We start from the raw sequence: 23,665 nt of genomic DNA, 5'->3' as shown, positions 1-23,665 counted from the left end.
TTTACTATCGTGAATATATTTTTGGACATTCATCACCACTAGGTTCATAAAAACAATGACTTTTAAATTGACCTGCAAACGGCTGATTATACCATTCAGGCGGACAAGCTCCAACTGGACGAAAATACCAAAGAGCCCATCGTGCAGGCCAGCGCCATTGAGCTTGTAAAACTTTTCTTGCAATTTCTTTTTCTGAATCACGAGCGCGTTGGTAAAAATACCCGTATTGCACTGCTTCGAATCCTCCGGGACTTTGATATACTGCATCACGTACAGACCGAAGTTGTTTAAAATCTAAGCAATCACAAAATACCCGATTTACGACAACGCATCCAACAAGCTCCTCACCTTGACGACCTTCGCCTTCAGCTTCAGCACGAATTAAACGAGCTAGTAAATCAACATCACTTTCATTGTATGGAATAAGGGGCATAGTGATACCACCTTTCTGTTGTAGTAAAGAGTGTATGCTATAAAACAATCTGCGTGCTTTTTTACATAAAAATAACATTTAATTTTAAGAGGAGCTTGTATAAAAAAAGCTAATTAGTAATAGTAGATAAATATAAAAGGGAGAGGTATTATGTATCGAATTCATAAAGATGATATCATTTACTCAATGTCACCAGAAAATAAGCCATGTATGGAAGTAGAGAATGGGAGTAGACTTGTGTTTGAAACCTACGACTGTTTTGAAAACCAAATTGATTCTGAAGATGTTGTGTTTCAAGAATTAGATTGGAACCGAATTAATCCAGCGACTGGTCCAGTATATATTAATGGTGCAGAACCTGGCGATATATTAGTCGTAACGATTGAAAAAATTAATATTGCAGAGCAGGGTGTTTTAACTACAGGTGCGAATCTTGGTGTAATGGGTGAAGAGCTAAATGAAAACATAGTGAAAATTGTCCCAATACATAATGAACATGTTTTGTTTTCAAATGAATTACAAATCCCTGTTAATTCAATGATCGGTGTAATTGGTACTGCGCCGAAAGAAGAGAGCATTTCATGCGGCACCCCACATGATCACGGTGGGAATATGGATTGTAAAGAGATAAAAGAAGGGACGACATTACTATTACCTGTAAATGTTCCTGGCGCTCTATTAGCATTAGGTGATCTACATGCAGCAATGGGTGATGGTGAAATTGGTGTTAGTGGCGTAGAGGTTGCTGGTGAGGTAACTGTAACAGTTCAAACTATAAAAGGAAAGAAATGGCCATTACCAATGGCTATTCAAAAAGAAAAAATAATGACGATTGCTTCAGAGAAATTGTTAGATGATGCAGCAAATCGTGCTGTACATAATATGGTGACATTTTTACATGAAGTATTAGAAATGTCTAAAGCTGATGCAACTCTTTTATTATCGGCAGCAGGTAATTTAAAAGTTTGCCAAGTTGTTGATCCGCTGAAAACGGCGCGTATGGAACTAGGAATGGATTATGTGGAGAAACTAGGATTTACTTTTAGTAAATTTCATATTAAATAGATAAGGGACGAAAAAGGATACTTTTGTATAAAAGCATCCCTTTTTTAATTTACGGATTTTGTGAAAAGAGGTAGTATTTATTTTATATAAGTATATTTGAGATTGTGGATTAAAAAGGAGTTCAATAATGGTCAAAATTATGATTGTAGAAGACGATATGAAAATTGCAGAACTATTATCAACACATGTTGCGAAATATGGTTATCAAGGAGTTATTGTATCGGACTTTCAAAATGTATTAGACATTTTTTTAGAAGAACAACCAGAGTTAGTTTTATTAGATATTAATTTACCGAGTTTTGATGGGTACTTTTGGTGTCGTCAAATTCGCGGTGTTTCTACATGTCCGATACTATTCATTTCGGCTCGTGAAGGTACGATGGATCAAGTTATGGCGTTAGAAAACGGTGGCGATGATTTTATTCCGAAGCCTTTTCATTATGAAGTTGTAGTGGCGAAAATTCGTAGTCATTTAAGACGTGCATATGGAGATTATGCACCGAAACTAGAAGAGCGAATGATTGAGCAACAAGGCCTTTGTTTATATCCTGAAAGGCTTGTATTGAAACTTAGAAACGACGAAATTGATATAACGAGAAACGAAGCTATTTTATTAGAGACATTAATGAAAAATTATCCGCGTGTTGTGAGTAGAGAAGTGTTACTTAATAAATTATGGGATAGTGAATCTTATGTTGATGATAATACATTAAGTGTAAATACAACACGTGTGCGTAAAAAGTTACAAACGTTACATATAGAAGGTGCGATTGAAACGATTCGTAGTGTTGGATATAGATTGCACATTACTTGGGATAATGGTATAGAAAAATGATAAGGTTGTTTATACGTGATCATATACCAGTTATTTGCTTTACCATAATTCAACTACTAGCTATATTTCTCGTATATTGGTTTGATGGGCATAATCATATTACAACGGCGTTATACGCAATGTTTCTAGGTGTTTTCTTTATGGGAAGTTATTTAGTGTTTCGTTATTTTACACATCGTTCTTTTTATGAGCGCCTAGCAAACCCGATGCAATCTTTAGATGAATCTGTTCAAAAATCTGATTTTGCAGCTGTATCGGCTGCTCTTCAAGAACTACTTGAGGTGCAATATCGACATTATCAAAATCAGCTGCAAATACAAGAGAGAAAAAATAATGACCATTTAACCTTTATGAATCAGTGGATCCATCAAATGAAAACACCTTTATCTGTAATAGAATTAATTACACAGGATGAAGTAGATTCACGTTTTGAAAGTATAAATGAGGAAACAGACCGATTAAAAAAGGGATTGGAAATGGCTCTATATGTCGCACGATTAGAAGCGTTCACACAAGATTTTTATGTAGAAAGGGTACAACTACATAAAATAGTGAATGATTCGGTACATGAACATAAACGTTTCTTTATACGGAATTTTGTATATCCAGAGCTTGAAATTGATAAGGACATTACTGTAGAAAGTGATGTGAAATGGTTAAAGTTTTTAATCGGACAAATACTATCGAATGCGATTAAGTATTCATCAGGTAGTAGAGAAAAGATTAAAATGAAAGCTTGTAAGGAAGGTAATACCGTTATACTTGAAATTGCTGATAATGGCGTAGGTATACCGAAGCAAGATTTACCAAGAGTATTCAAACCTTTCTTTACAGGAGAAAACGGTAGAGATTTTAAAGAATCAACAGGAATGGGGCTATATCTTGTATATGAAATTACAAAACAATTAGGACATAGTGTGGAAATCCATTCAGAAGTTGGTAAAGGTACGGTAGTGCGAGTAATATTTTTTAATGTGTAAAAAGTAATCAAGGCTAAAGAACTTTGGAGATAAGTTTTTTAGCCTTGTTTTGTACCCTTGATAACATTGGAGAATGAAATATTCTATAGATAAGAGAGGCAAAATGAACCCAATAAGAATAAATGTAAGACTACATACATGAACCATTTTTTATAATAAAAATAGAATCTTATAGAAGTTGCGAATGATAGGAGGCTTGAAATGGATATTCGTAAAATGAAATATTTCATAACGGTGGCAGAAGAATTAAACTTTAGTCGTGCAGCAGAGCGTCTTATGATGGCACAACCGCCTTTAAGTCAAGAAATTCGAAAATTGGAAGAAGAATTAGGAGTTCAACTTTTTCACCGGACAAAAAGGATGGTTGAGCTTACCGAGGCGGGGAAAGTCTTTTTAGAAGGTGCTAGGCAAACATTACTTCAAGTAGATAGAACGATTAAAGAAACACAGCTTGCAGATGAAGGGAAAATCGGGCATTTAATCATCGGTTTTGTCGATTCTACAGAAACAGTTATAGGCATATTAAAAACATTTCGAGAACGTTTTCCAAAAATTCAGCTCATATTACGTGAGATGACAACAGACCAACAAATAAAAGCGCTTTACGAAAAACAAATTCATATTGGATTTATTCGTTCGGAGCAAAATAATGAAATATTATCTTCTGAAGTTTGTTCTGAAGAGTGTTTAAAGTTGGTTTTGCATGAAAATCACCCTTTCGTTTCGTTACCTAATATTTCAATCAAATCATTAGTGGAGGAACCATTCATTTTATTTCCTCGTCATTTCGGTACAAATTTTTATGATTTAATTATTAGTTACTTTTGGAAATATGGGGTAAGTTTAAATATTGTTCAAGAAGCAGTTCAAATGCAAACGATTGTAAACTTAGTTGCAGCTGGAATGGGGATTTCTGTCGTTCCATCCTCGGTGGAAAGCTATAAAAAATCAGGAGTGATGTATAAAGATATTCTAGAAAATACTCCGGAAATAAATTTATATGCTGGATGGAGGAAGGATGAAAAGTCTGTCGTGTTAAAGAACTTTTTAACAGTTGTTAGAGAGGTTTATATGACTTCCCACAGCCCATCTTTATAGGATGGGCTGTGGGAAGTTGGCAAGGGGTGTTTATTTATAGATAAAACTTACTCATGATTCAACCTGTTTTACTAGTATCATACTCAGCGAAACCTTTTAATACACTGTCAATCTGATCCATAATTTCAGGTTGCAATTTAACACTAGAAGCAATTACATTTTCTCTTATTTGTTCCGGATTTGAAGCACCAATAATTGCAGAAGAAACAGCTGGATTTTGTAATACCCAAGCAACTGCGAGTTGAGATAAGGTAAGGTTAATTTCTTGTGCGATAGGTTTAATTTCCTGGATAGCGGTAAGCACATCATCACTCATCCAACGTTGCACGAGTTTGTCAAAAAACGGTTTTCCAGCATCGGAGTTAGCACGCGATTGATTCGGTAATGGTTTACCAGGTTGATATTTTCCTGTAAGAATACCTTGTGCAAGTGGCGACCATACGATTTGGCCAAGTCCCTCACGTTGACATGTTGGAATCACATCAGTTTCAATAACTCGCCATAACATCGAATATTGAGGTTGGCTAGCGATAAATGGAATGTTCAATTCGCGTGCAAGTGCTGCACCACGGGTAATTTGTTCTGATGTCCATTCGCTTACGCCTAAATAGAGAACCTTACCTTGTCTTACAAGATCTGAGAAAGCTAACATTGTTTCCTCAAGAGGAGTTGTTATATCAAATCTATGTGCATAATAAATATCGATATAGTCTGTCTGTAATCGTTTTAACGATGCATTACAATTTTCTATAATATGTTTTCTTGATAATCCACGATCATTTTTTCCAGGACCGGTCGGATGACATACTTTTGTACATAGTTCTATACTTTCTCGGCGTATACCTTGCAAAGATCGGCCAAGTACTTCCTCAGCTATCGTGTCCGAATAAACATCAGCAGTATCGAACGTTGTAATTCCAACATCTAGTGCGGCTTTTACACAATCATTTGCAGTATTTTCGTTTACTTTTCCACCATGGTTTATCCAGTTCCCGTATGCGATTTTACTTACTGTTAATCCACTGTTTCCTAGTTTACTAAATTCCATTGTAGAACCACCCCTTAAAAATGATACCTTTATTATAAGAACTGAAATTTAGTATGTATAATATATGATTTATGATGAATTTATATAAAATTTATATAAGAGGGAATGCTTACAATTTTATTGCTAGGGAAAGCTAAAGCAAGTAGTACAACAAATGTGGCTGATACTTGTTCGATATGAAGTGAAGAAATAATGAATAGACCTTAAAAGAAAGCAATCTTTTTTAGCAGCACAAATAATTGCATTTACTCATACAGTACTATTATGGTACAATATGGTTACTAATGAGGGAAAGGAATGATGGGTGGACGATGATTAACTAATCTTATTTTTAAATGTTGAAATTCAATAAATTTCAATTTCTAAAAAATAGGATTAGTCTGCCCGATTTCCATACAACGGTATTGCTATTTATGTTGCGTAATAGCTTATTTGGGTGTAAATATTTTAACGACTAATCCTGCCAAATTTATTTGGGAGGATTTTTTTATTCTCCCTTAATGAAAGGGATCGGTATTATGAAAGAACTATTAAAATTAAATGATGTTTATGTTGAAATAAAAGAAAATATGTTGTTAGAGAAAATGAATGTGACAGTAAAACAAGGGGATGTTATCGGATTAATTGGTAAAAACGGTGCTGGTAAATCAACGTTACTTCAATTAATAAATGGAAAGATTGAGCCTTCAAAAGGGATTGTTGAATGGCAGCAAATGAATATGACAACCGCATATGTTGAGCAAGAAATAGAATCTTTTATTAGTAACGATGTAATTGCAAAAGAAGCAGAACTGCTTGCGAAATGGGGCGTGCCAACGAACGATTTTCATACTTTAAGTGGTGGTGAAAAGTTAAAAATTCGATTAGCAAAAGGATTTGCTAAAAATCCTAATGTCTTAATATTAGACGAACCGACAAATCATTTAGATGAAATGAGTACGGAATTTCTCATTAAACAAATAAAAAATATGAAAGGTACAGTTATCGTTGTATCGCATGATCGATATTTTTTAGATGTTGTTGCAACAAAAATATGGTCAATTGAGGACAAAAAATTAATTGACCATAGTGGTAATTATACAAGCTACATGAAAGCACGTGAGCAAAGAAGGAAGTCGCAGCAGCGAGAATATGAAAAGCAGCAAAAAAAGATAGAACAAGTAGAAACACATATAAAAGAATTAAGTTCATGGTCACAAAAGGCACACGCGCAGTCTACAAAACAAGAAAGTTTTAAAGAGTTTTATCGTGTAAAAGCGAAACGAATGGATGCGCAAGTGAAGTCAAAAAGAAAACGTCTCGAAAAAGAGCTGGAGAAAACGAAAGTAGAACGTGTGAAAGAAGAGTATTCAATTGAGTTCTCTATTCAAGCGAGTAAAAAAGTAGGAAAACGCTTTTTAGAAGTAAAGCAATTAAAAAAAGAATTTAATGGAAAAGCATTATTTGAAAACGTTAATTTTACAATTCAGCACGGTGAGAAAGTTGCAATTGTTGGACCAAACGGTAGCGGGAAAACAACATTACTGAAGATGATTATGGGAGCGGAAACTGCTGAAGGAGAAATATGGATTTCACCATCTGCAAACATCGGTTATTTAACACAAGAGGTTTTTGATTTGCCACTGGACAAAACGCCAGAAGATTTATTTTTTAAAGAGACGTTTGAAGAAAGAGGAAAAGTCCAAAATTTAATGAAACATTTAGGGTTCCAAGCTTCTCAATGGAAAGAGCCGATTGAGCATATGAGTATGGGAGAAAGAGTAAAATGTAAGCTAATGGCTTATATTTTAGATGAAAAAGATGTACTCATTTTAGATGAACCGACGAATCACTTGGATCTACCTTCACGTGAACAACTTGAAAATACATTAGCTGAGTATAACGGAACATTAATAATTGTTTCTCACGATCGATATTTTCTAGAGAAAACAACTAACATAAAACTCGTGTTTTTAAACAATACGATACAAAAGCAGCTAGAAGAACCTACTAAAACAAGAGATAATATTGAAGAGCTACGTTTAACGTTAGAAACAGAGAGACAAGAAGTATTAGGGAAATTAAGCTTTTTAACTTCTAACGACAAAGAATATAAAGAACTTGATGAACGATTTATAGAACTTACGAAGCAGATAAAGGCGTTATAACGTAAGTAAGGGGAATTAACATGGGAGAAGAGAGTTCAACTAAGTTATTTAGAATAGATTGTGGAGATATATACTTGCAAGGGTTTATGGTCAAAGATGCAGAAAGTATTTATAAAATAGCCAATCAACCGGAAATAGAAAAGTTTTTACCAGACTGGAAATCGACGAAAGAACAAAGGGTGGATTGGATTGCAAATTATGAAATACCAGCAAACAAAGCATTTCTTGAGGCAGTGAAAACTACGAATAACATAGATAATCATATGTTAAAGCTAGGAATATTTAAGGAAGCTACAAATGAATGCATTGGATGGTGCTGCACAGGCATGAAAGAAGAACTCCCTTCACCAAACAGAGAGATAATGTATGCTATCTCAAATAAACATCAAAATCATGGCTATGCTACAAAAGCGACTAAAGGCTTAATTGACTATTTGTTTAAAGAAACAAATTTAATTGTCCTTAACGCAATTACTTTAATTAACAATGTACCATCAAATAAAGTTATTAAAAAATGCGGGTTTACTTATTTGAGTGAACACAAGATAGCAAATCAACTATATAATCATTATGTATTGAGTAAATCTGAATGGATAAAAAATATTGTGCAGTAAAAGGAATTAATACGAAATCATAAAAAAGCTTAGAGCTAAAACTCTAAGCTTTTTTATATTCATTTTATCCCGCATAGGTACCTTAATCTTTATCATTCACGAATGGTTACACATTTTAGTAATAAGTAAAAAAGGGGATATTAGCTTAACATTTAGTAAAAGATTTTTTGGGCTAAATACAAATGCAGTCTTATCCAAAACGAGATTTTGGGTCTTTATGAGCTTGCCTATTATTGTATTATCAGTAGTACCTGCCATGATGTCGTTCTTTGTATCAGGAAATATTAAATCAATTTTATTATTTATATGTTGGATAAACACATTCATTTCCGCCTCAGATATTTACAATTCGTTTTTGATTGCAATGAAACCGAAGCACTCATTTTTTTTGCAGAGGTTATTATAAAGTGAAATAGTATTTAATGGGTAACTCAAATATGCTTTAACTACATACAGCAGTTAAAATATAATATTTGAAAGTAAAAAGACCGATAAAAATCGGTCTTTTCATATTAATAAAATTAAGATTAGAAAATAGCATTGTAATTCAAACCAATATGCAAATATTATAAGATAGATATGCTTTGTTTATAGATTGAAAATAGGTTTATTATCAGTTTTTTTAGAAATCTTACAAGCGTGTAAGATAAATGAAAGATGAATCAATATGAGCTGTAAGACAATTCATTTACACTCTATAGTGAGCGGTGGAAATGAAGGGAGAATATAAATGGAAATTTTGCAGGCAAATAGTATTAGTAAAGTATATAGAGGGAAAGTACCTTTTAAAGCATTAGTAGATATTGATTTATCAATTCAAGAAGGTGAATTTGTAGGAATTATGGGCCCGTCAGGTAGTGGGAAAACAACGTTATTAAATATGGTATCTACTATTGATTCTCCATCATCGGGAGAAATATTTATTAATGGTACAAATCCTTTCCAATTATCATCAGAAGAATTAGCGTTATTCCGCAGAAAACAATTAGGATTTGTTTTCCAATCATTTAATCTTCTTAGCACACTTACTGTAAAAGAAAACATCGTATTGCCGATGACTTTAGATGGTGTTTCTGTGCAAGATATGAACAAACGAGTGGAAGAGATTGCAGATAAATTAAACATTACAGATATATTGAGTAAAAGAACGTTTGAAATATCAGGGGGACAAGCTCAAAGAACAGCAATTGCTCGTGCGATCGTTCATAAGCCGCAATTGTTACTTGCAGATGAACCAACAGGGAATTTAGACTCTAAATCTTCAAATGATGTAATGGAGATGCTTGATACTCTAAATAAAGAAGAAAAAGCAACGATGATGTTAGTTACACATGATCCGTATGCAGCGAGCTTTTGCAGCCGAGTAATCTTTATTAAAGATGGTCAACTATATAACGAAATTTATTGTGGTGAAAGTAGGCAAACTTTTTATCAAAAGATTATGGATGTCCTTTCTTTGTTAGGAGGGAAAAGGCATGACTTTTCGTCAGTTCGCATTTAATAATATTTTTCGCAATAAGCGTACATATGCTGGCCATTTTTTAAGTAGTGCATTTTCTATTATGATTTTCTTTACGTATGCTCTTTTATTATTTCATCCTGATTTACAAGGTGAGTTGAAATCGACAAGTGCAACAATAAGTGCATTTGGTACATTGGGATTTTCAGTTTCGCAAGGATTGATTTTTGTATTTTCATTTTTCTTCATTCTATATTCAGTTAGTTCGTTTTTAAAGACGCGTAAGAAAGAATTTGGTATTTTAATGATGCAAGGTATGTCAATGAGACAGCTTAAGAAATTATTATTAATTGAAAATATGTTGATTGGACTTGGTTCAATTTGTATAGGGATTTTCATTGGACTCATATTTTCTAAACTAGTCTTATTGATAAGTGCAAGTGTATTAATGATTAATAATGGTTTACCTTTTTATATACCAGTGCGGGCTGTATTATTAACAGTTATTACATTTCTTTGCTTGTTTTTAATTGTTTCATTATTTACATTTAAAATGATAAAAGTAACGGAACTTGTGGAACTTATTCGAGCAGAGGAAAAGCCAAAACCTGAACCGAAATCTTCAGTTTTATTATCGATACTTTCTTTAATTAGTATAGGGTATGGATATTTTTCAGTATTTCGCTTCATACCAAGTACCAATTTTATTACGCTTGGAATAGGTGTGCTTCTAGTAATTATAGGAACGTACTTTTTATATACACAGTGTAGCGTGTATATACTGCATCTTGCTAAAAGGAGAGAATCTTTCTTTTTAAAGAGAACAAATATATTAACATTTTCTGAATTAATTTACCGTATGAAAGATAATGCAACGATGTTTTTTATAGTATCTATAGTTTCAGCAGTTGCATTTACAGCAATTGGTACAACAGCCGCAATTGGAAATAGGGATTTGGTAAGGATGACAAATCCGTATACATTTTTGTATGGAAGTTTTGAAAATGACAAAGTATTGAATAAAAATCTTTCTATTATAAAAAAACACCTTTCTGATGCTAATATTCCGTATCGAATGGCTTCATCTTCATATATATACACAGAAAATGGCGTAAATGTAATGAAGTTAAGTGAATACAACGATCTTGCTAAAGCACTAGGCTATCAACAAGAAACAATTGAAAAAGAAGATGAAATTTTATTAATTCCTGGAGTCGTATCACAAAAACAAGAATTTAAAAATGGCGAGTATAAAAAGAATATAGAAGTCATTCAAGGTGACTGGACAAAGACATTTCATGTGAAAAAAGCTGTAGAAAATTTAGTTTTACCACATGATTCTAGAACTATTTATATCGCTGTTCAAGATCAGGTATATGATGGAATACCTCTTACTAGTGACCCAGTTAATAAAGAAATTCCATATCGTACTTACGGATTTGTTGTAGATGATTGGATAAAAACGAAAGAGATTTCAAATCAATTAAAGAGTATATTCGATAAAAATCTTAGGGACAGAGATTTCTACTTTGAAGCTTTAACATTAAACTTGTTGGAAGCAAAGCAAAAGAATGGTTTATTACTTATGGTAAGTATTTTAGTTGGAATCGTCTTCTTTACATTCGCCGCTAGTTTTATTTATTTCCGATTATATACAGATTTGGATCGCGACCAACAGCAATATAAAATGATTTCGAAAATGGGATTAAGTAAAGGTGAGTTGAAAAAAGTTGTAACGAGGCAGTTATTATTAATGTTCTTTTTACCAATTTTCGTTGCAGTGATTCATACTGTAGTTGCTTATATAGCATTACAGCAATTAGTCGATTTTTCTATCATAAATAGCTCTATCGTTATTTTAATTTCATTTATATGTATACAAGTTTTATATTTCTTTATAACCCGTTGGCGTTACCTGCAAAAGCTTTATAAGGTTATGGAGCAATAGAATTTATTAGCTTGTAAGACTACACTAAAGTATGTGGAAAAATGAACTGTATGATGAAAGGAATCGTGATGAAAAGAATATTAACTATTTTTATGTTAACTATAATACTTTTAATAAGCTTTAGTGCATGTTCTAAAAAGGACAACTCATTTCCTGCAAACGGTGTATTAATTATTGGAGATGAAAATAATATTTCACCAATTATTAATCGTTATCAGGAAATTACGGAAGAAAATGAAGTGTTTTCTGTGAAAAAAGGGGAAGTTGGAAATGGAAATGTCTTAATTTTAAATGAATCTACAGCACAAGCATTGATTAAAGAAAAACTTTTTCGAAAACAAGATAATGGCTCCAATTATATTATAGATACGTTACCGAAATTCCCAAAAGAAGGGTCACTATTATTTACAAGTGAAGACGATAAGACTATGAAAAGTATTAAAATAGGAGGGGAAGAGATTCCTGTTACATACGATAGTGATGCTTGGATAGGTAACAATCGTAAATATTCAACGGAATGGTATATGATTGTAGCAAAAAATAGTGTGTATAAAGAAATAAAGGCAAATGAAATGAAAATGCATCTTCTTCATTTGAAAAAATCTCTAGGTGACGAAAAACCTAAAATGTCGACAGATAATACATTGGTTAATGAAAATGTTAAAGTAAAAAAACTAATTAAAGGTTTGGAAGGAAAAGTATCTTTCCAGTTTGTAACGATTGGAGAAAAATCATAAAAAAAGAGTTCGAGGTTGATAGAAACTTTATCACCCCCGAACTCTTTTTAGTTTGTAGACCAATCAAATATTATGCTTTACATTACTTCATTTAATCGAGTCTCGTTTGTTTCCTCAATCGCATTTGAATTTTGAACTGAATTATTTTGGGCTTCTTTTTCTTTACGAGCCTTTTGTAGCATTTCAAGGATTATCCATAAAGGAACACCTTTATCCTTTAACATCTTCCATAAATCTAATTCATTAAATTTATGCTCAGGCTGTTTCATTTCTTTTTCAGATGAACGAATATCAAACTTGATAGGATCATTTACTTTCTTACTTTCCAGTTTAGTAGAAGAGATAGTATTATGCTCAAGAGTAGATGGAGTTATTTTAGTAGGTTGAGATAATGTATGAATATTTGATCCGATTTGCATGCTTTTTCCTCCTTTTCAAGCAATGAGATTAGTTTTCTTATGGTTTTTAAATCTTTTTAACATGAGGAAACTATATCTAATTATAAATTCAAATAAACAGATTTACAAGTTGTATTGTAAAAAGTAAATGTTCACTTGAATTAATATTTATCAACAATTGTATATGTTTTCTATATATACAACGTATATAAAATACTTTACATTATGTTTAAGTTGTTAAAACATTCTGTTAATTTTTAGAAGAAAAATGTAAACGTTTTATTAGGGGGAGAAAGTATGGGGAAGTTATTTTTAAAAATATGTTTTTTCGCATTAGTGACCTTATGTTCATTCGCAGCGAAAATATCATATGCTGAAGAGAGGCAACCAAATAATTATCCTATCATATTGGTGAATGGATTTGCTGGATGGGGTAGAGAAGAAATGCTTGGCGTAAAGTATTGGGGTGGTGTTCATGATATACAGGAAGATTTGAAACGAAATGGTTATACGGTACATACCGCAGCTGTTGGACCTGTTTCTAGTAACTGGGATCGTGCATGTGAATTGTATGCGCAAATTAGCGGTGGCACAGTAGACTATGGTGCCTCGCATGCTGAGAAACATGGACATAATCGTTTTGGCAGAACTTATAGTGGTTTTACGCCGAATTGGAGTGAAACAAATAAAGTTCATTTAGTTGGGCATAGCATGGGTGGACAAACGATTAGAACATTAGTACAGCTATTAAAAGAAGGTAGTTTTGAAGAAAAGAATTATGCGAAAAATCACCCAGACACCAAAATATCACCACTATTTGAAGGTGGAAAATCATATGTTCATAGTGTTACAACATTAGCAACCCCTCACAACGGTACAACACTTGCGGATGGTAGTCTTCTGCTGCCGTTCGTTAAAGATTTACTCATTACAGCTGCGAGCTTTGGAGGAAACAATAATTTATCTTTATATGATTTTAAATTGGATCAATGGGGTATAAAGAAGATTGCTGGAGAGTCCTTTTTCCAATATAGTAATCGTATTCTAAATAGTTCACTTTGGAAAAATACAAAAGATATAAGTCAATGGGATTTAAGTACAGATGGTGCAAAGGAGTTAAATAATTGGGTAAAGACGCAACCGGATGTTTATTACTTATCTTATAGTGGACATGCATCACAAGCAGCACCTATTACAGGTTTACATTTGCCTCATATAACGATGAATAAAGTGTTGATGGGGAATGCATTTTTCTTAGGTTCTTATGCGAGATATGAAGAAAACCGTCCGTTAGTTGATACTTCTTGGTGGCAAAATGATGGTGTAGTAAATACCAATTCTATGATTGCACCAATTTCTAATGTTGCTGTAAATAATCATGAGTCATTACAGGTTGGAAAATGGAATCATATCGAAACGAAAGCGAATTGGGATCATCTCGACATGGTAGGATTAAGTGTTTCAGACTCGTTAGGTTTTTCTAGCATTCAAGAGTTTTATAGAACAATTGCTGAAAAGCTATCACGTTTACCGAAATAAGTAATAATAAAGCGCTCTCGATGGAATTCGAGAGCGCTTTATATTATATTGAAAGAGGGGTTTGGTAGAAAAATATGGGGGGATATTATGAAGATTCAAGTTGTATTATCAGGATACGGAACAGTAGGCAGAGAGTTTATAAAATTATTAAATGAAAAGTATTCATATATATATGAAACATATGGGATTCAATTAGTTGTAAGTGGCGTATTAGGAAGAAATATTGCAATACATAATGAAGACGGCTTATCTCTTCATCATTTATTGATGTATGGTGGCGGTACCGCTGCAATTGAAAAATATTTAGAGTATCATCCGAAGGAACGTGCAACAACTAGCATAAGTGGTACTGTATTGGTAGAATCAACAGTTACAAATCTTAAAGATGGAAATCCAGGGAAACAATATATGAAACAAGCGATTGAGAAACAGATGGATATAGTAGCAATTTCAAAAGGTGCACTCGTTACAAACTGGAGAGAAATAAATGAAGCAGCAAGAGGCGTAAATGTACGAATTCGATATAGCGGTGCAACAGCCGCTGCACTACCGACGCTAGATATCGGACAATTTAGTTTAGCCGGTTGCAGTATTGAAAAAATAGAAGGAATATTAAATGGAACAACTAATTATATTCTTACGAAAATGTATGAGGAAGATATGACATTTGAAGAAGCACTGAAAGAAGCGCAAAATAAAGGAATTGCTGAGACAAACCCTATATTAGATATAAGTGGTTCAGATAGTGCGTGTAAATTGTTACTTTTGACAAACAGCTTAATGGAAACAGAGAAAACACTTACTGATATACATATAAAAGGAATCGAGCACGTTACAAAACAGCAAATACAAAATGCTAAGGAACAACATAAAATTATTAAATTAATAGCATCAATATATAAGGATGAGGGTGGCAATGTGAATTTAAATGTTGAACCGTGCGAAATAGAAAAAGATCATCCGTTAGCAAAAGTAAATGGGACCGAAAAAGGAATTACGTTCTTTACAGATACGATGGGACAAGTTACTACAATTGGTGGGGCTTCTAATCCACGAGGCGCTGCAGCTGCAGCTTTAAAAGATGTAATTAACTTATATCGAAAAGACTTGTAAGACCGTACCGCCCTTTATAAAAAATACATATGTCGTGGACCTTTTGTGAATGAAATAAATATGCAAAAATGATTGCAGGGGGTAAGGAATTGTTTAAGGATTTTAAAGTTGTTAAAGATCGTCCCGTTTATATTCAATTGAAAGATTATTTGAAGAAGATGATTATGAAAGGGCACTTGCTCGGGAATCAAAAAATCCCATCAACAAGGGAACTAAGTGAATTACTAAGTGTGAGTAGAAACACTGTACTTGCTGCTTATGCAGATTTAGAGCAAGAAGGACTCATTTATGCAGTTAAAGGAAAAGGGAACTTTGTTGCGAAGGTAGATATATCTAACACTTCGTCTGTTGAAATAGATTGGAAAAATAAACTTAATACAGTGACCGCATTAGCGGATGAATTAGATTTAATGAAACATGGTGTTCGTTGGGAAAAGGGAATGATTGTTTTTAATAGTATAGCCCCGGATGAGAAGCTATTTGATGTTGAAAACTTCAAAAGAGCTTTTCTTACTCGTATGTCCATTGAAGGGGACATCGTATTGAACTACGGATATGCAAAGGGATATAAACCGTTAATGAATTATTTACTTCATTACATGGAAATGAAAGGTGTAGACATTTCGAATAAAGATATTCTAATTACAAATGGATTTACAGAAGGATTGGATATTGTACTTTCTTCTTTATCAAAAAAATCCGGTCGTGTCATTTGTGAGAATCCAACTCACCACGCTGCACTAAAGCTGTTCCGTTTACATGGACTTGAAGTTCATGGGATTGATATGAATGAGGATGGTATTGATACGAATGAAGTTGAAAAAAGCTTACGTGAAAAAGATTTTGATTTTGCTTATTTAATTCCTTCTTATCATAATCCAACCGGTATTGTTACGAGTTCAGAGAAAAGAACGGAATTGATGAGGTTATTCTCGAAATATAAGGTTCCTATTATAGAGGACGGATTTAATGAAGAATTACGTTATTCAGGTTCACATTTAGCTCCCTTATTAACTTTTGCTGGAGCTGGCAATAATGTGATTTATATTAGTAGCTTTTCAAAGGTACTTTTCCCTGGTTTACGTGTAGGTTGGATTATTGCAGATAAAGAGCTGATTCATTATTTAGAAAGCGTAAAAAGAGCAAGAACAATCCACACATCTACGTTAGATCAAGCGGTTCTATTTCAATATTTACATGAGGGATATTTTGAGAAATATTTAAAAAAGGCAAGATCGGTTTATAAGAAAAAATATGAGTTAGCTGTCGGCGCGTGTAATCAGTTCATTCCTTTCAAAAGAATGACTGGAGATGGTGGACTTCATTTATTTATAGAGCTAGAAGAGCATATGAATGCCCGCACACTTTTACAAAAGTGTTATGAGAAAGGCGTTACGTTTTCACCTGGAGATGTTTTTTACTCTGATGGAGAAGGGGCGAACACTTTCCGATTAGGGTTTTCGCGCTTGAAAGAAGAAGAAATAGTTCGGGGAATTAAAATAATTGGTGATACATTAAAAAATGAAATTTGGAGTTGAGAAAATGAAAATCGGTGTTATTATGGGCGGGGTATCGTCTGAAAAACAAGTTTCAATTATGACAGGGAATGAAATGATTGCTCATTTAGATAAAAATAAGTATGAAATAGTCCCAATTACATTAAATGAAAAAATGGATTTAATTGAAAAAGCGAAAGACATTGACTTTGCGTTGCTCGCATTACACGGGAAATATGGAGAAGATGGGACAGTTCAAGGAACACTGGAGAGTTTAGGGATTCCTTATAGCGGAAGTAATATGTTATCTAGTAGTATATGTATGGATAAGAATATTTCGAAAAAGATTTTACGTTATGAAGGTGTAGAAACACCAGATTGGATTGAACTTACAAAAATGGAGGATCTAAAGCTTGATGAGTTAGATAAGTTAGGATTTCCATTAGTGGTAAAACCAAACTCTGGCGGATCGAGTGTCGGGGTGAAAATCGTTTACAATAAAAATGAATTGATCTCAATGCTAGAAACTGTATTTGAATGGGATTCTGAAGTAGTAATTGAGAAGTATGTAAAAGGTGATGAAATTACATGTTCCATTCTGGATGGAAAACAGTTACCTATAGTTTCAATTCGACATGCAGCCGAGTTCTTTGACTACAATGCAAAATATGATGATACTAGTACAGTTGAGGAAGTTATCGAACTTCCAGCGGAAATTAATGAACGTGTAAATAAAGCGTCACTGGCTTGTTATAAAGCATTAAAATGTAGTGTTTATGCAAGAGTTGATATGATGGTGAAGGATGGAATTCCATATGTAATGGAAATTAATACATTACCAGGGATGACACAATCAAGTTTATTGCCAAAAAGTGCAGAAGCAGCGGGAATTAGTTATAGCAAACTATTAGATATGATTATTGAAACATCATTAAAAGTTAGAAAAGAAGAAGGGTTTTAAGGGGATTATATAACTAATTCTTTTGACAGTTTCACGAAGTATGCTATGATGAATACATTATAAAAACAAAATATTTATCCACTAGGGGGGCCTTTTATAGGCTGAGATCAAATGTGATTTTGAGACTCTTAGTACCTGATCTGGTTAATGCCAGCGTAGGGAAGTGGGAAAGACGTTGCTATTTAATGAGTAAATAAATACTGTCAATTTCACTTTCTTTACGCCTGTAAAGAAAGTTTTTTTATTTTACAGCTTTAATAATTGTGGATAAATACTTATATTTTATACATTATTGGAGGGATTTAAATGACTTTTTCACAATCATTACGTAAAGAAGTAGATTCAATTTGGGAAGCGAGTTTTAACCATCCTTTTGTAAAAAAACTTGGTGAAGGAACGTTAGATTTAGCTAGTTTTCGCTATTATGTGCTTCAAGATTCATATTATTTGAGTCATTTTGCTAGAGTACAAACTTTAGGAGCTGCAAAAGCTCTTGAATTAGAGACGACAGCTCGTATGGCACATCATGCTCAAAATACATATGAGGCCGAGTTATCTTTACATGAGAATTTTGCTAAAAAGCTAGGGATAACAAAAGAAGAAAAAGATAATTTTATTCCTGCGCCAACTGCATATGCGTATACTTCACATATGTATCGTGCTGCGTATGAAGGGCATTTAGGAGATATCATTGCAGCAATTTTACCTTGCTATTGGTTGTATTACGAAATTGGGGAACGTTTAAAAGAATGTCAGCCGGAAGAGCCAATTTATAACGAATGGATTTCTGCTTATGGATCTGATTGGTTCCGTATGCTAGTTGAAGAACAAATTATACGGTTAGATACTATTGCTGAAAAAGTAACAGAGGCAGACCGCAAGCGTATGAAACAGCATTTTATTATTAGCAGTCAATATGAATATTCATTTTGGGAAATGGCTTATACATTAGAAAAGTGGCCAGTGGATACAGACGTAAAAGACGTAATTGGATAAAGAATAGAAGTAATGTTAGAGATAGGTATGGATCATACCTATCTCTATATTTTTTCTTGTCAAATTTGCGTAAAGTCATTAGTGCTACGGATATGGTGAAATAGAATATCGATAATTTAGCTCATTTAATTGTCTACGCATTAACTGGATAAACTTCTGTCACATTTATTTTACAATTAAAGAACGTAAATGTTGGTGGTATGAAGTTAAATAAGAAAAGAAACCCGAGCTGTTAGCTGTAACGGAGTTGTTTTTTCTTTGCAGGAATTTCTAAGTTAACATGAAGTGCTGTTCATACAATATGCAAATTTGCATATTGTATTTTTTTGAGTTCTTTGTGTGTTAAAATCAAATATAGAGATATGGAAATATAAAGAAGCAAAAGCAGGAATATCCAATGAATTTTGAGAGGTGTTATATGTTTACAAATAAGAAATTAATTCGATTTGGTTTATCGTTGTTTGTATTTTTAGGGATAATTAATTTTACAATCAGCTATTTCCAAACATATCTTGAAACAGCAGCAGATATTAAATGGGTAATTCCAGAAATTTGGAAAACTATTTTACTAGATGTTCCTCAAGGTATACTTGTTCTTTTAGGCGCAATTGCATTATATGATTTCACAAAAGAGGCATCACAAAAAGACGCATCAATCTAAGTGTGTCTTTTTTCAATTAGAAATTTCATAGAGAGCTTTGCTGGAGAAATAGAATAAAAAGCCCTAATTAGGGCTTTTTTCTTTATAGGAATTTCTTAACCGTCATAGAAACCGGTTACTTAGAGGTGTTATAGCAAAGGCATTTACAGTACAAGAAAATCTAAGTGATATATGGAAATATATAGGATTTGTCCGCGTGATTATTGAGAAATTAATTGAGCTTAGTAAGTATGAAGATATGACGCTAGAATTTATATTTTATAATTTCTATTTATAAAAATGAGCCCATAGTAAAAATAGGTATATGAACAAGGTGCATCATCTAGTGATAAGTCATACTTTGTTGGTGTACGTATTGAACTTAGTTTATAGCGCTATTTCTACTTAGATGTAACGAACAGAAATATAGGGAAGCATCAATGAGGTTGTATTTTATAAACGGAGGTTATGAAAATGAATCAGTTTCAACAAGAAATACAAGCGTTAAGCCTTAATGATTACCGATCTGGAAATATTGTCTATTGGGACCAGCAAAATCAATATCCATATTACTATATTGAAGATGCTGCTCGTCGCTGTGGGGGTTGTGGTCGTTGTGGCGGTTGTGGCGGAGGTCGTTGTGGCGGATTCCGTTGTGGTGGATTCCGTTGTATTGGTTGCTTCGGTTGTTTTGGTTGCGGAGGTTGTGGTGGTTGTGGCGGCTGTGGCGGTTGCTCTAACTGTTTTGATGGTTTTAGTGGTACTACTGATACTACTGGTACTATTATAACGTATGAATATTGATTGCATTTATCCTGCTATTTGCCGGGCAGTAAGACCCTAAAAAAATTCAGCGAGAGCAAAGAGAAGTTAGGTGGCCGGCTGCCCATAAAAGCCCGATGGATGAGGGCTAATTAAAGTTTCACCTTATCAATTAAAAAACATTAGTTTTATATATGTACGTGCCGACAAAGAATATAGTCATTATTAATGGATATATTCAATCATTCAAGTGAAAGAGTAACAATAAGATATATAGGTGTAATCAAGATGTGATGGATAAAGCAATGACTAGATTTAAAATCTAATCATTGTTTTTTTCTTATGGTTTTATCATTAAATATCTGTCTAGTTTGGGCATTGCTTCCTTCTAGCTAATGATTTTATTACAACCGTGTAAGGTTAATGTAATGTTAATCGATAGTAAAATAAGTTGCTTGAGTGTATTTTAAATAAGATTAAAAAGTACTGTTTATCTATAAAATAATTGGGTAAATAATATGTAATTAGGAAGTGTATGAATATGGTTGAACTAAAATCTATTTTCCATTCGTATAAAGTAAAGAGAAAAATAGCTAAAGATTTATACGGAAAAAGAGATGAATTGACACTGTTATTAAATGAATTTAATAATATGAAATGTACAGTAACATCTGAAAAGAAGAAAAATAATATATTATCTCGTTTGCAACTAATTTATCAAAATATAAAATTAGATAAGCAGTATCCTCTATCAGTTTCTTTTGATAGTAAATTATTGGAGCGATTAGAAAAAGAATCTCTACATACTATTGAGGATGGTGTAAAATGTCTACATTTAATGTTAGATATGAATTATGAAAAAATAAAACAATATGGGTCGAGTACAAGTAGGTCATTCGTTCCATTATCGCAGTCTTCTATTTGTCTTGCTGATTGTATTTGTTTAACAGGATTTATAGTAGGTTTACTAGGAGTAATTTCATTTGGAGGGTTCATGTTATCTATATGTTCAACTACATAACGCTTGATATTTGTAAAAAGAGCACCGATTTAAGGTGTTCTTTTTTGGTTTTTCTGTAAAGTTATTGTAAATGATAAGTACAATATATTATATGTATTATATAATTTAAATGTATTAAATTATGAATACTAAGAGGTGTTGTAGATAATAATTACTTTTAATTTTTAAAAGAGTCGGTTTGATAATGTTTTATGTAGATAGTTTTTACTTTTCTTTTAAATACTTTGTTTAAATGGATTAGATTAAGTAACTTTTGTTCTAGCTTTTTGATAATCAAGACAACTGAAGAAAGGAAAGAATCATTTTATGAAAAAATTAAGGTTGTTAACATTTGAAAATATAGTAGAACCTCTTTTAAATGAAAAGGTATCATTTATATACTTTCCTATTGAATGGCTGGACATCGTAGAGATACATTATAAGACGTTTTTATTAACGAGTAAGTTGAAACGTTTGAATGAAAGACTGTATGATATGTTTTCTGATATATTGTTTATTCAGCATAATCCGTACGTATTAAATGAAAATACACCATGGATTGTATCAAAAGAACCTATTAAACAAGAGCAGCTCAATTATATTTTTCAAAGTTGGTATGAGATTATTCATGATTGGAAACCAAATAAATTAGTAGAGCCACCAAAATATGAATGGCAATCCGATTTGATTTCTAATTTGCCAGTACTACATGATAATGAAACGTATTCTAAGTGGGTGCCCGCTTTAATCTCACATATTTTTTGTGAGCGTCCTATATATTTAGAAAATACAAATGCAGAAGAAATCTATTTTTCTCCTCTTAGATCACAAAATATTTGTGAGGCGATGTCAGGGCCAATAAAAGATGAAAAAACACAAGATTTTTTCTCCTATGTATATCGATTCGAATGCATAACCCGTGGTGGTGAGAACGCTCCATTATTAAATATTTCAATAGGGATTCGGAGATTTTATCAAGAATATAAGATGATAGGTCAAGCAAACCTTGATATGACAACGTTTGTTTGACTTTTTTTGATAAAATGCAAACATTTTGCAAACATAAGTTATCCAAAGATACTTTTACCGAAGTTTTTAACTGCTTCTTCCTGCATATTCGGTAAAACATGAGAATAGACACTTAATGTCATTGAAATATCTGTATGACCTAATCGCTCACTGATGATTTTAGGGTTAACTCCTTGTTTCAATAGTAGAGTTGCGTGTGTATGTCTTAAATCATGGAATTTAATTTCTTTTATACCTACTTTGTGTGTCGCCCTAATGAAACTTTTTCTGAAATGTGCTCTTTTTATGATTCTTCCAAACTCATTACAATTTATTAAATCTTGATCTAGATAAGCAGAACCAAACCTTAATTTCTCTTTATTGATTAAAATTTTATGTTTTTTTAAGGCAGCTATTGTTTCATTAGGTACAGGAATTGTGCGTTTTGATGAATTTGTTTTTGCAGTTTTTTTGATTTTATTGTCATGACCAGATGTTTGATTTATTGTAACAGTATGTTTTTCAAAATCAATGTCCTGCCATCGTAAACCTAGAACTTCTCCCAAACGCATACCTGTAGTTATTGCAAGTAGATACCCAATGTGATATCGTGATTCTTGTGAATGAGCTAAAAATTCTTTTACTTCTTCCTCTGTCCAAGTCTGGATAGGGGGTTTTTCTTTTCTAGGTATCTCAGCAAAATCTGCTGGATTTCGAGAAATAATATTTTGTTTTACAGCTAGGTTTAAAGCACTCTTTAAAATTCTATGCATAAGCAAAATAGAATTGTTTGCAATCCCTTTATCTATCGCAGTCTTATAGCATTTTTGAATGTGCATAACATTTAATTTATGGAGCGCAACCATTCCTATACTAGGTATAACATGTTGGTTGATAAATGCCCTATAGCCAGCAAAGGTACTCTTTTCTATGCTCATACTTTTAATTTCTAGCCAATGATTTAGGTAATCTTTTAGCGTAACTTTAGATGGCTCTATAAAAGTTCCTTCATTCAACTCTGTAATTTTCTTTGCCACATCAGCCTGTGCTTCTTTTTTGGTCTTATACCCAGAAAACCATTTCTGTCTTCTTTTTCCTGTCTCTGGATCAGGACCAATATCAATAACGATACAGTACTTATTTCCTCTTTTTCGAATATGTCCTTTCACTTAAAACACTCCTTCATTTTGTTTTGAATCATGTTGTATAAGTCTAGTTGTAATTTTGCTGCCATGAAAATTACCTAGTTGGACATATCAGCGATGGTTATATTTTACCATAAATCTATACAAGTCAAATGAATATTAAAATAGGATAATATATTTATTTTTTTGTGAAAAATCTTCCAAAAGATTATGATACGTAAGTATAATGAAATATATGGAAGG

The 23,665-nt window shown here is 32.8% G+C and carries 22 protein-coding genes, 2 pseudogenes and 1 riboswitch; of the genes and pseudogenes, 20 read left to right on the top strand and 4 right to left on the bottom strand.

Annotation, left to right across the window (positions count from 1 at the left end; all coding sequences use genetic code 11):
• Positions 1-4: 4 nt before the first annotated feature.
• Positions 5-433: a cell wall hydrolase gene (locus tag N2V92_RS22295; protein ID WP_016077648.1), complete on the bottom strand. Its 429-nt coding sequence runs from the start codon at positions 431-433 to the stop codon at positions 5-7.
• Positions 434-583: 150 nt separating this feature from the next.
• Between N2V92_RS22295 and N2V92_RS22290 the strand changes: the two genes are divergently transcribed.
• The 4 genes from N2V92_RS22290 to N2V92_RS22275 all read left to right on the top strand — a co-directional run bounded on the left by N2V92_RS22290 (position 584) and on the right by N2V92_RS22275 (position 4,411).
• Positions 584-1,498, top strand: a complete 915-nt coding sequence (locus N2V92_RS22290; protein ID WP_000285653.1) for an acetamidase/formamidase family protein — start codon at positions 584-586, stop codon at positions 1,496-1,498.
• A gap of 127 nt (positions 1,499-1,625) precedes the next feature.
• Positions 1,626-2,333 carry a response regulator transcription factor gene (locus N2V92_RS22285; protein ID WP_000238992.1) on the top strand — a complete coding sequence of 236 codons (708 nt, stop codon included), beginning with the start codon at positions 1,626-1,628 and terminating at the stop codon, positions 2,331-2,333.
• Positions 2,330-3,313, top strand: coding sequence for a sensor histidine kinase (locus N2V92_RS22280; protein WP_002082724.1), 984 nt, complete (start codon positions 2,330-2,332; stop codon positions 3,311-3,313). The genes N2V92_RS22285 and N2V92_RS22280 overlap by 4 nt, the downstream gene beginning before the upstream one ends.
• Before the next feature lie 201 nt (positions 3,314-3,514).
• Positions 3,515-4,411, top strand: a complete 897-nt coding sequence (locus N2V92_RS22275; protein WP_000354655.1) for a LysR substrate-binding domain-containing protein — start codon at positions 3,515-3,517, stop codon at positions 4,409-4,411.
• A gap of 58 nt (positions 4,412-4,469) precedes the next feature.
• Here the strand turns inward: N2V92_RS22275 and N2V92_RS22270 are convergent, their stop codons facing one another.
• Positions 4,470-5,459, bottom strand: a complete 990-nt coding sequence (locus tag N2V92_RS22270) for an aldo/keto reductase family protein (RefSeq protein ID WP_000395988.1) — start codon at positions 5,457-5,459, stop codon at positions 4,470-4,472.
• A gap of 518 nt (positions 5,460-5,977) precedes the next feature.
• On the opposite strand from N2V92_RS22270, the gene abc-f reads away from it, so the two are divergent.
• The 6 genes and pseudogenes from abc-f (at position 5,978) to N2V92_RS22240 (ending at position 12,364) form a co-directional block, all read left to right on the top strand.
• Complete coding sequence (abc-f, locus tag N2V92_RS22265; RefSeq protein WP_002082721.1) at positions 5,978-7,606, top strand: ribosomal protection-like ABC-F family protein; 1,629 nt, start codon at positions 5,978-5,980, stop codon at positions 7,604-7,606.
• Positions 7,607-7,626: 20 nt separating this feature from the next.
• Positions 7,627-8,220: a GNAT family N-acetyltransferase gene (locus N2V92_RS22260; protein WP_000503550.1), complete on the top strand. Its 594-nt coding sequence runs from the start codon at positions 7,627-7,629 to the stop codon at positions 8,218-8,220.
• Between the two features lie 55 nt (positions 8,221-8,275).
• Positions 8,276-8,636, top strand: a pseudogene (locus N2V92_RS22255) (DUF3267 domain-containing protein); the annotation flags it as partial.
• Between the two features lie 314 nt (positions 8,637-8,950).
• On the top strand, positions 8,951-9,721 hold the full coding sequence (locus tag N2V92_RS22250; protein WP_016077647.1) for an ABC transporter ATP-binding protein: 771 nt from the start codon (positions 8,951-8,953) through the stop codon (positions 9,719-9,721).
• Complete coding sequence (locus tag N2V92_RS22245) at positions 9,696-11,627, top strand: ABC transporter permease (RefSeq protein ID WP_016077646.1); 1,932 nt, start codon at positions 9,696-9,698, stop codon at positions 11,625-11,627. The genes N2V92_RS22250 and N2V92_RS22245 overlap by 26 nt, the downstream gene beginning before the upstream one ends.
• A gap of 53 nt (positions 11,628-11,680) precedes the next feature.
• Positions 11,681-12,364: a lipoprotein BA_5634 family protein gene (locus tag N2V92_RS22240; protein ID WP_231130553.1), complete on the top strand. Its 684-nt coding sequence runs from the start codon at positions 11,681-11,683 to the stop codon at positions 12,362-12,364.
• 77 nt (positions 12,365-12,441) lie between these two features.
• Here the strand turns inward: N2V92_RS22240 and N2V92_RS22235 are convergent, their stop codons facing one another.
• Positions 12,442-12,783 (bottom strand): DUF3914 domain-containing protein, encoded by a 342-nt coding sequence (locus tag N2V92_RS22235; protein ID WP_001165517.1) that lies wholly within the window; start codon positions 12,781-12,783, stop codon positions 12,442-12,444.
• Between the two features lie 276 nt (positions 12,784-13,059).
• Here N2V92_RS22235 and N2V92_RS22230 point away from each other — a divergent pair, with 276 nt between their 5' ends.
• The 10 genes and pseudogenes from N2V92_RS22230 to N2V92_RS22185 all read left to right on the top strand — a co-directional run bounded on the left by N2V92_RS22230 (position 13,060) and on the right by N2V92_RS22185 (position 22,298).
• Entirely contained in the window at positions 13,060-14,301 is a 1,242-nt protein-coding gene (locus tag N2V92_RS22230) for an esterase/lipase family protein (protein ID WP_000517056.1), read from the top strand.
• 87 nt (positions 14,302-14,388) lie between these two features.
• Complete coding sequence (locus N2V92_RS22225) at positions 14,389-15,414, top strand: homoserine dehydrogenase (RefSeq protein ID WP_000701766.1); 1,026 nt, start codon at positions 14,389-14,391, stop codon at positions 15,412-15,414.
• A gap of 89 nt (positions 15,415-15,503) precedes the next feature.
• Positions 15,504-16,952 carry a MocR-like pyridoxine biosynthesis transcription factor PdxR gene (gene pdxR / locus N2V92_RS22220; RefSeq protein ID WP_000471637.1) on the top strand — a complete coding sequence of 483 codons (1,449 nt, stop codon included), beginning with the start codon at positions 15,504-15,506 and terminating at the stop codon, positions 16,950-16,952.
• 4 nt (positions 16,953-16,956) lie between these two features.
• The gene (locus tag N2V92_RS22215) at positions 16,957-17,871 is read left to right on the top strand and encodes a D-alanine--D-alanine ligase (protein ID WP_016077645.1); all 915 of its coding nucleotides are present in this window, start codon (positions 16,957-16,959) and stop codon (positions 17,869-17,871) included.
• Positions 17,872-17,944: 73 nt separating this feature from the next.
• Positions 17,945-18,050: riboswitch (TPP riboswitch) on the top strand.
• Positions 18,051-18,177: 127 nt separating this feature from the next.
• Positions 18,178-18,867, top strand: coding sequence for a thiaminase II (gene tenA / locus N2V92_RS22210; RefSeq protein ID WP_016077644.1), 690 nt, complete (start codon positions 18,178-18,180; stop codon positions 18,865-18,867).
• 397 nt (positions 18,868-19,264) lie between these two features.
• Positions 19,265-19,528 (top strand): DUF3937 domain-containing protein, encoded by a 264-nt coding sequence (locus N2V92_RS22205; protein WP_002082716.1) that lies wholly within the window; start codon positions 19,265-19,267, stop codon positions 19,526-19,528.
• A 453-nt stretch (positions 19,529-19,981) separates the two neighbouring features.
• A complete protein-coding gene (locus N2V92_RS22200; protein ID WP_001071349.1) occupies positions 19,982-20,311 on the top strand; it encodes a heterocycloanthracin/sonorensin family bacteriocin in 330 nt (109 codons plus the stop codon).
• A 152-nt stretch (positions 20,312-20,463) separates the two neighbouring features.
• Positions 20,464-20,595: pseudogene (locus N2V92_RS22195) on the top strand (site-specific integrase); the annotation flags it as partial.
• Positions 20,596-20,804: 209 nt separating this feature from the next.
• Positions 20,805-21,290 (top strand): hypothetical protein, encoded by a 486-nt coding sequence (locus N2V92_RS22190; RefSeq protein ID WP_042598145.1) that lies wholly within the window; start codon positions 20,805-20,807, stop codon positions 21,288-21,290.
• Between the two features lie 306 nt (positions 21,291-21,596).
• Positions 21,597-22,298, top strand: a complete 702-nt coding sequence (locus N2V92_RS22185) for a pPIWI_RE module domain-containing protein (RefSeq protein ID WP_153591261.1) — start codon at positions 21,597-21,599, stop codon at positions 22,296-22,298.
• Between the two features lie 38 nt (positions 22,299-22,336).
• Here the strand turns inward: N2V92_RS22185 and N2V92_RS22180 are convergent, their stop codons facing one another.
• Positions 22,337-23,446 carry a site-specific integrase gene (locus N2V92_RS22180; protein WP_086402818.1) on the bottom strand — a complete coding sequence of 370 codons (1,110 nt, stop codon included), beginning with the start codon at positions 23,444-23,446 and terminating at the stop codon, positions 22,337-22,339.
• Positions 23,447-23,665: the final 219 nt, after the last annotated feature.

The sequence above is a fragment of the Bacillus sp. CH_48 genome, assembly GCF_038008465.1.
Lineage (GTDB): Bacteria > Bacillota > Bacilli > Bacillales > Bacillaceae_G > Bacillus_A > Bacillus_A thuringiensis_S.
This window is presented reverse-complemented; position numbering and strand designations above follow the sequence as displayed.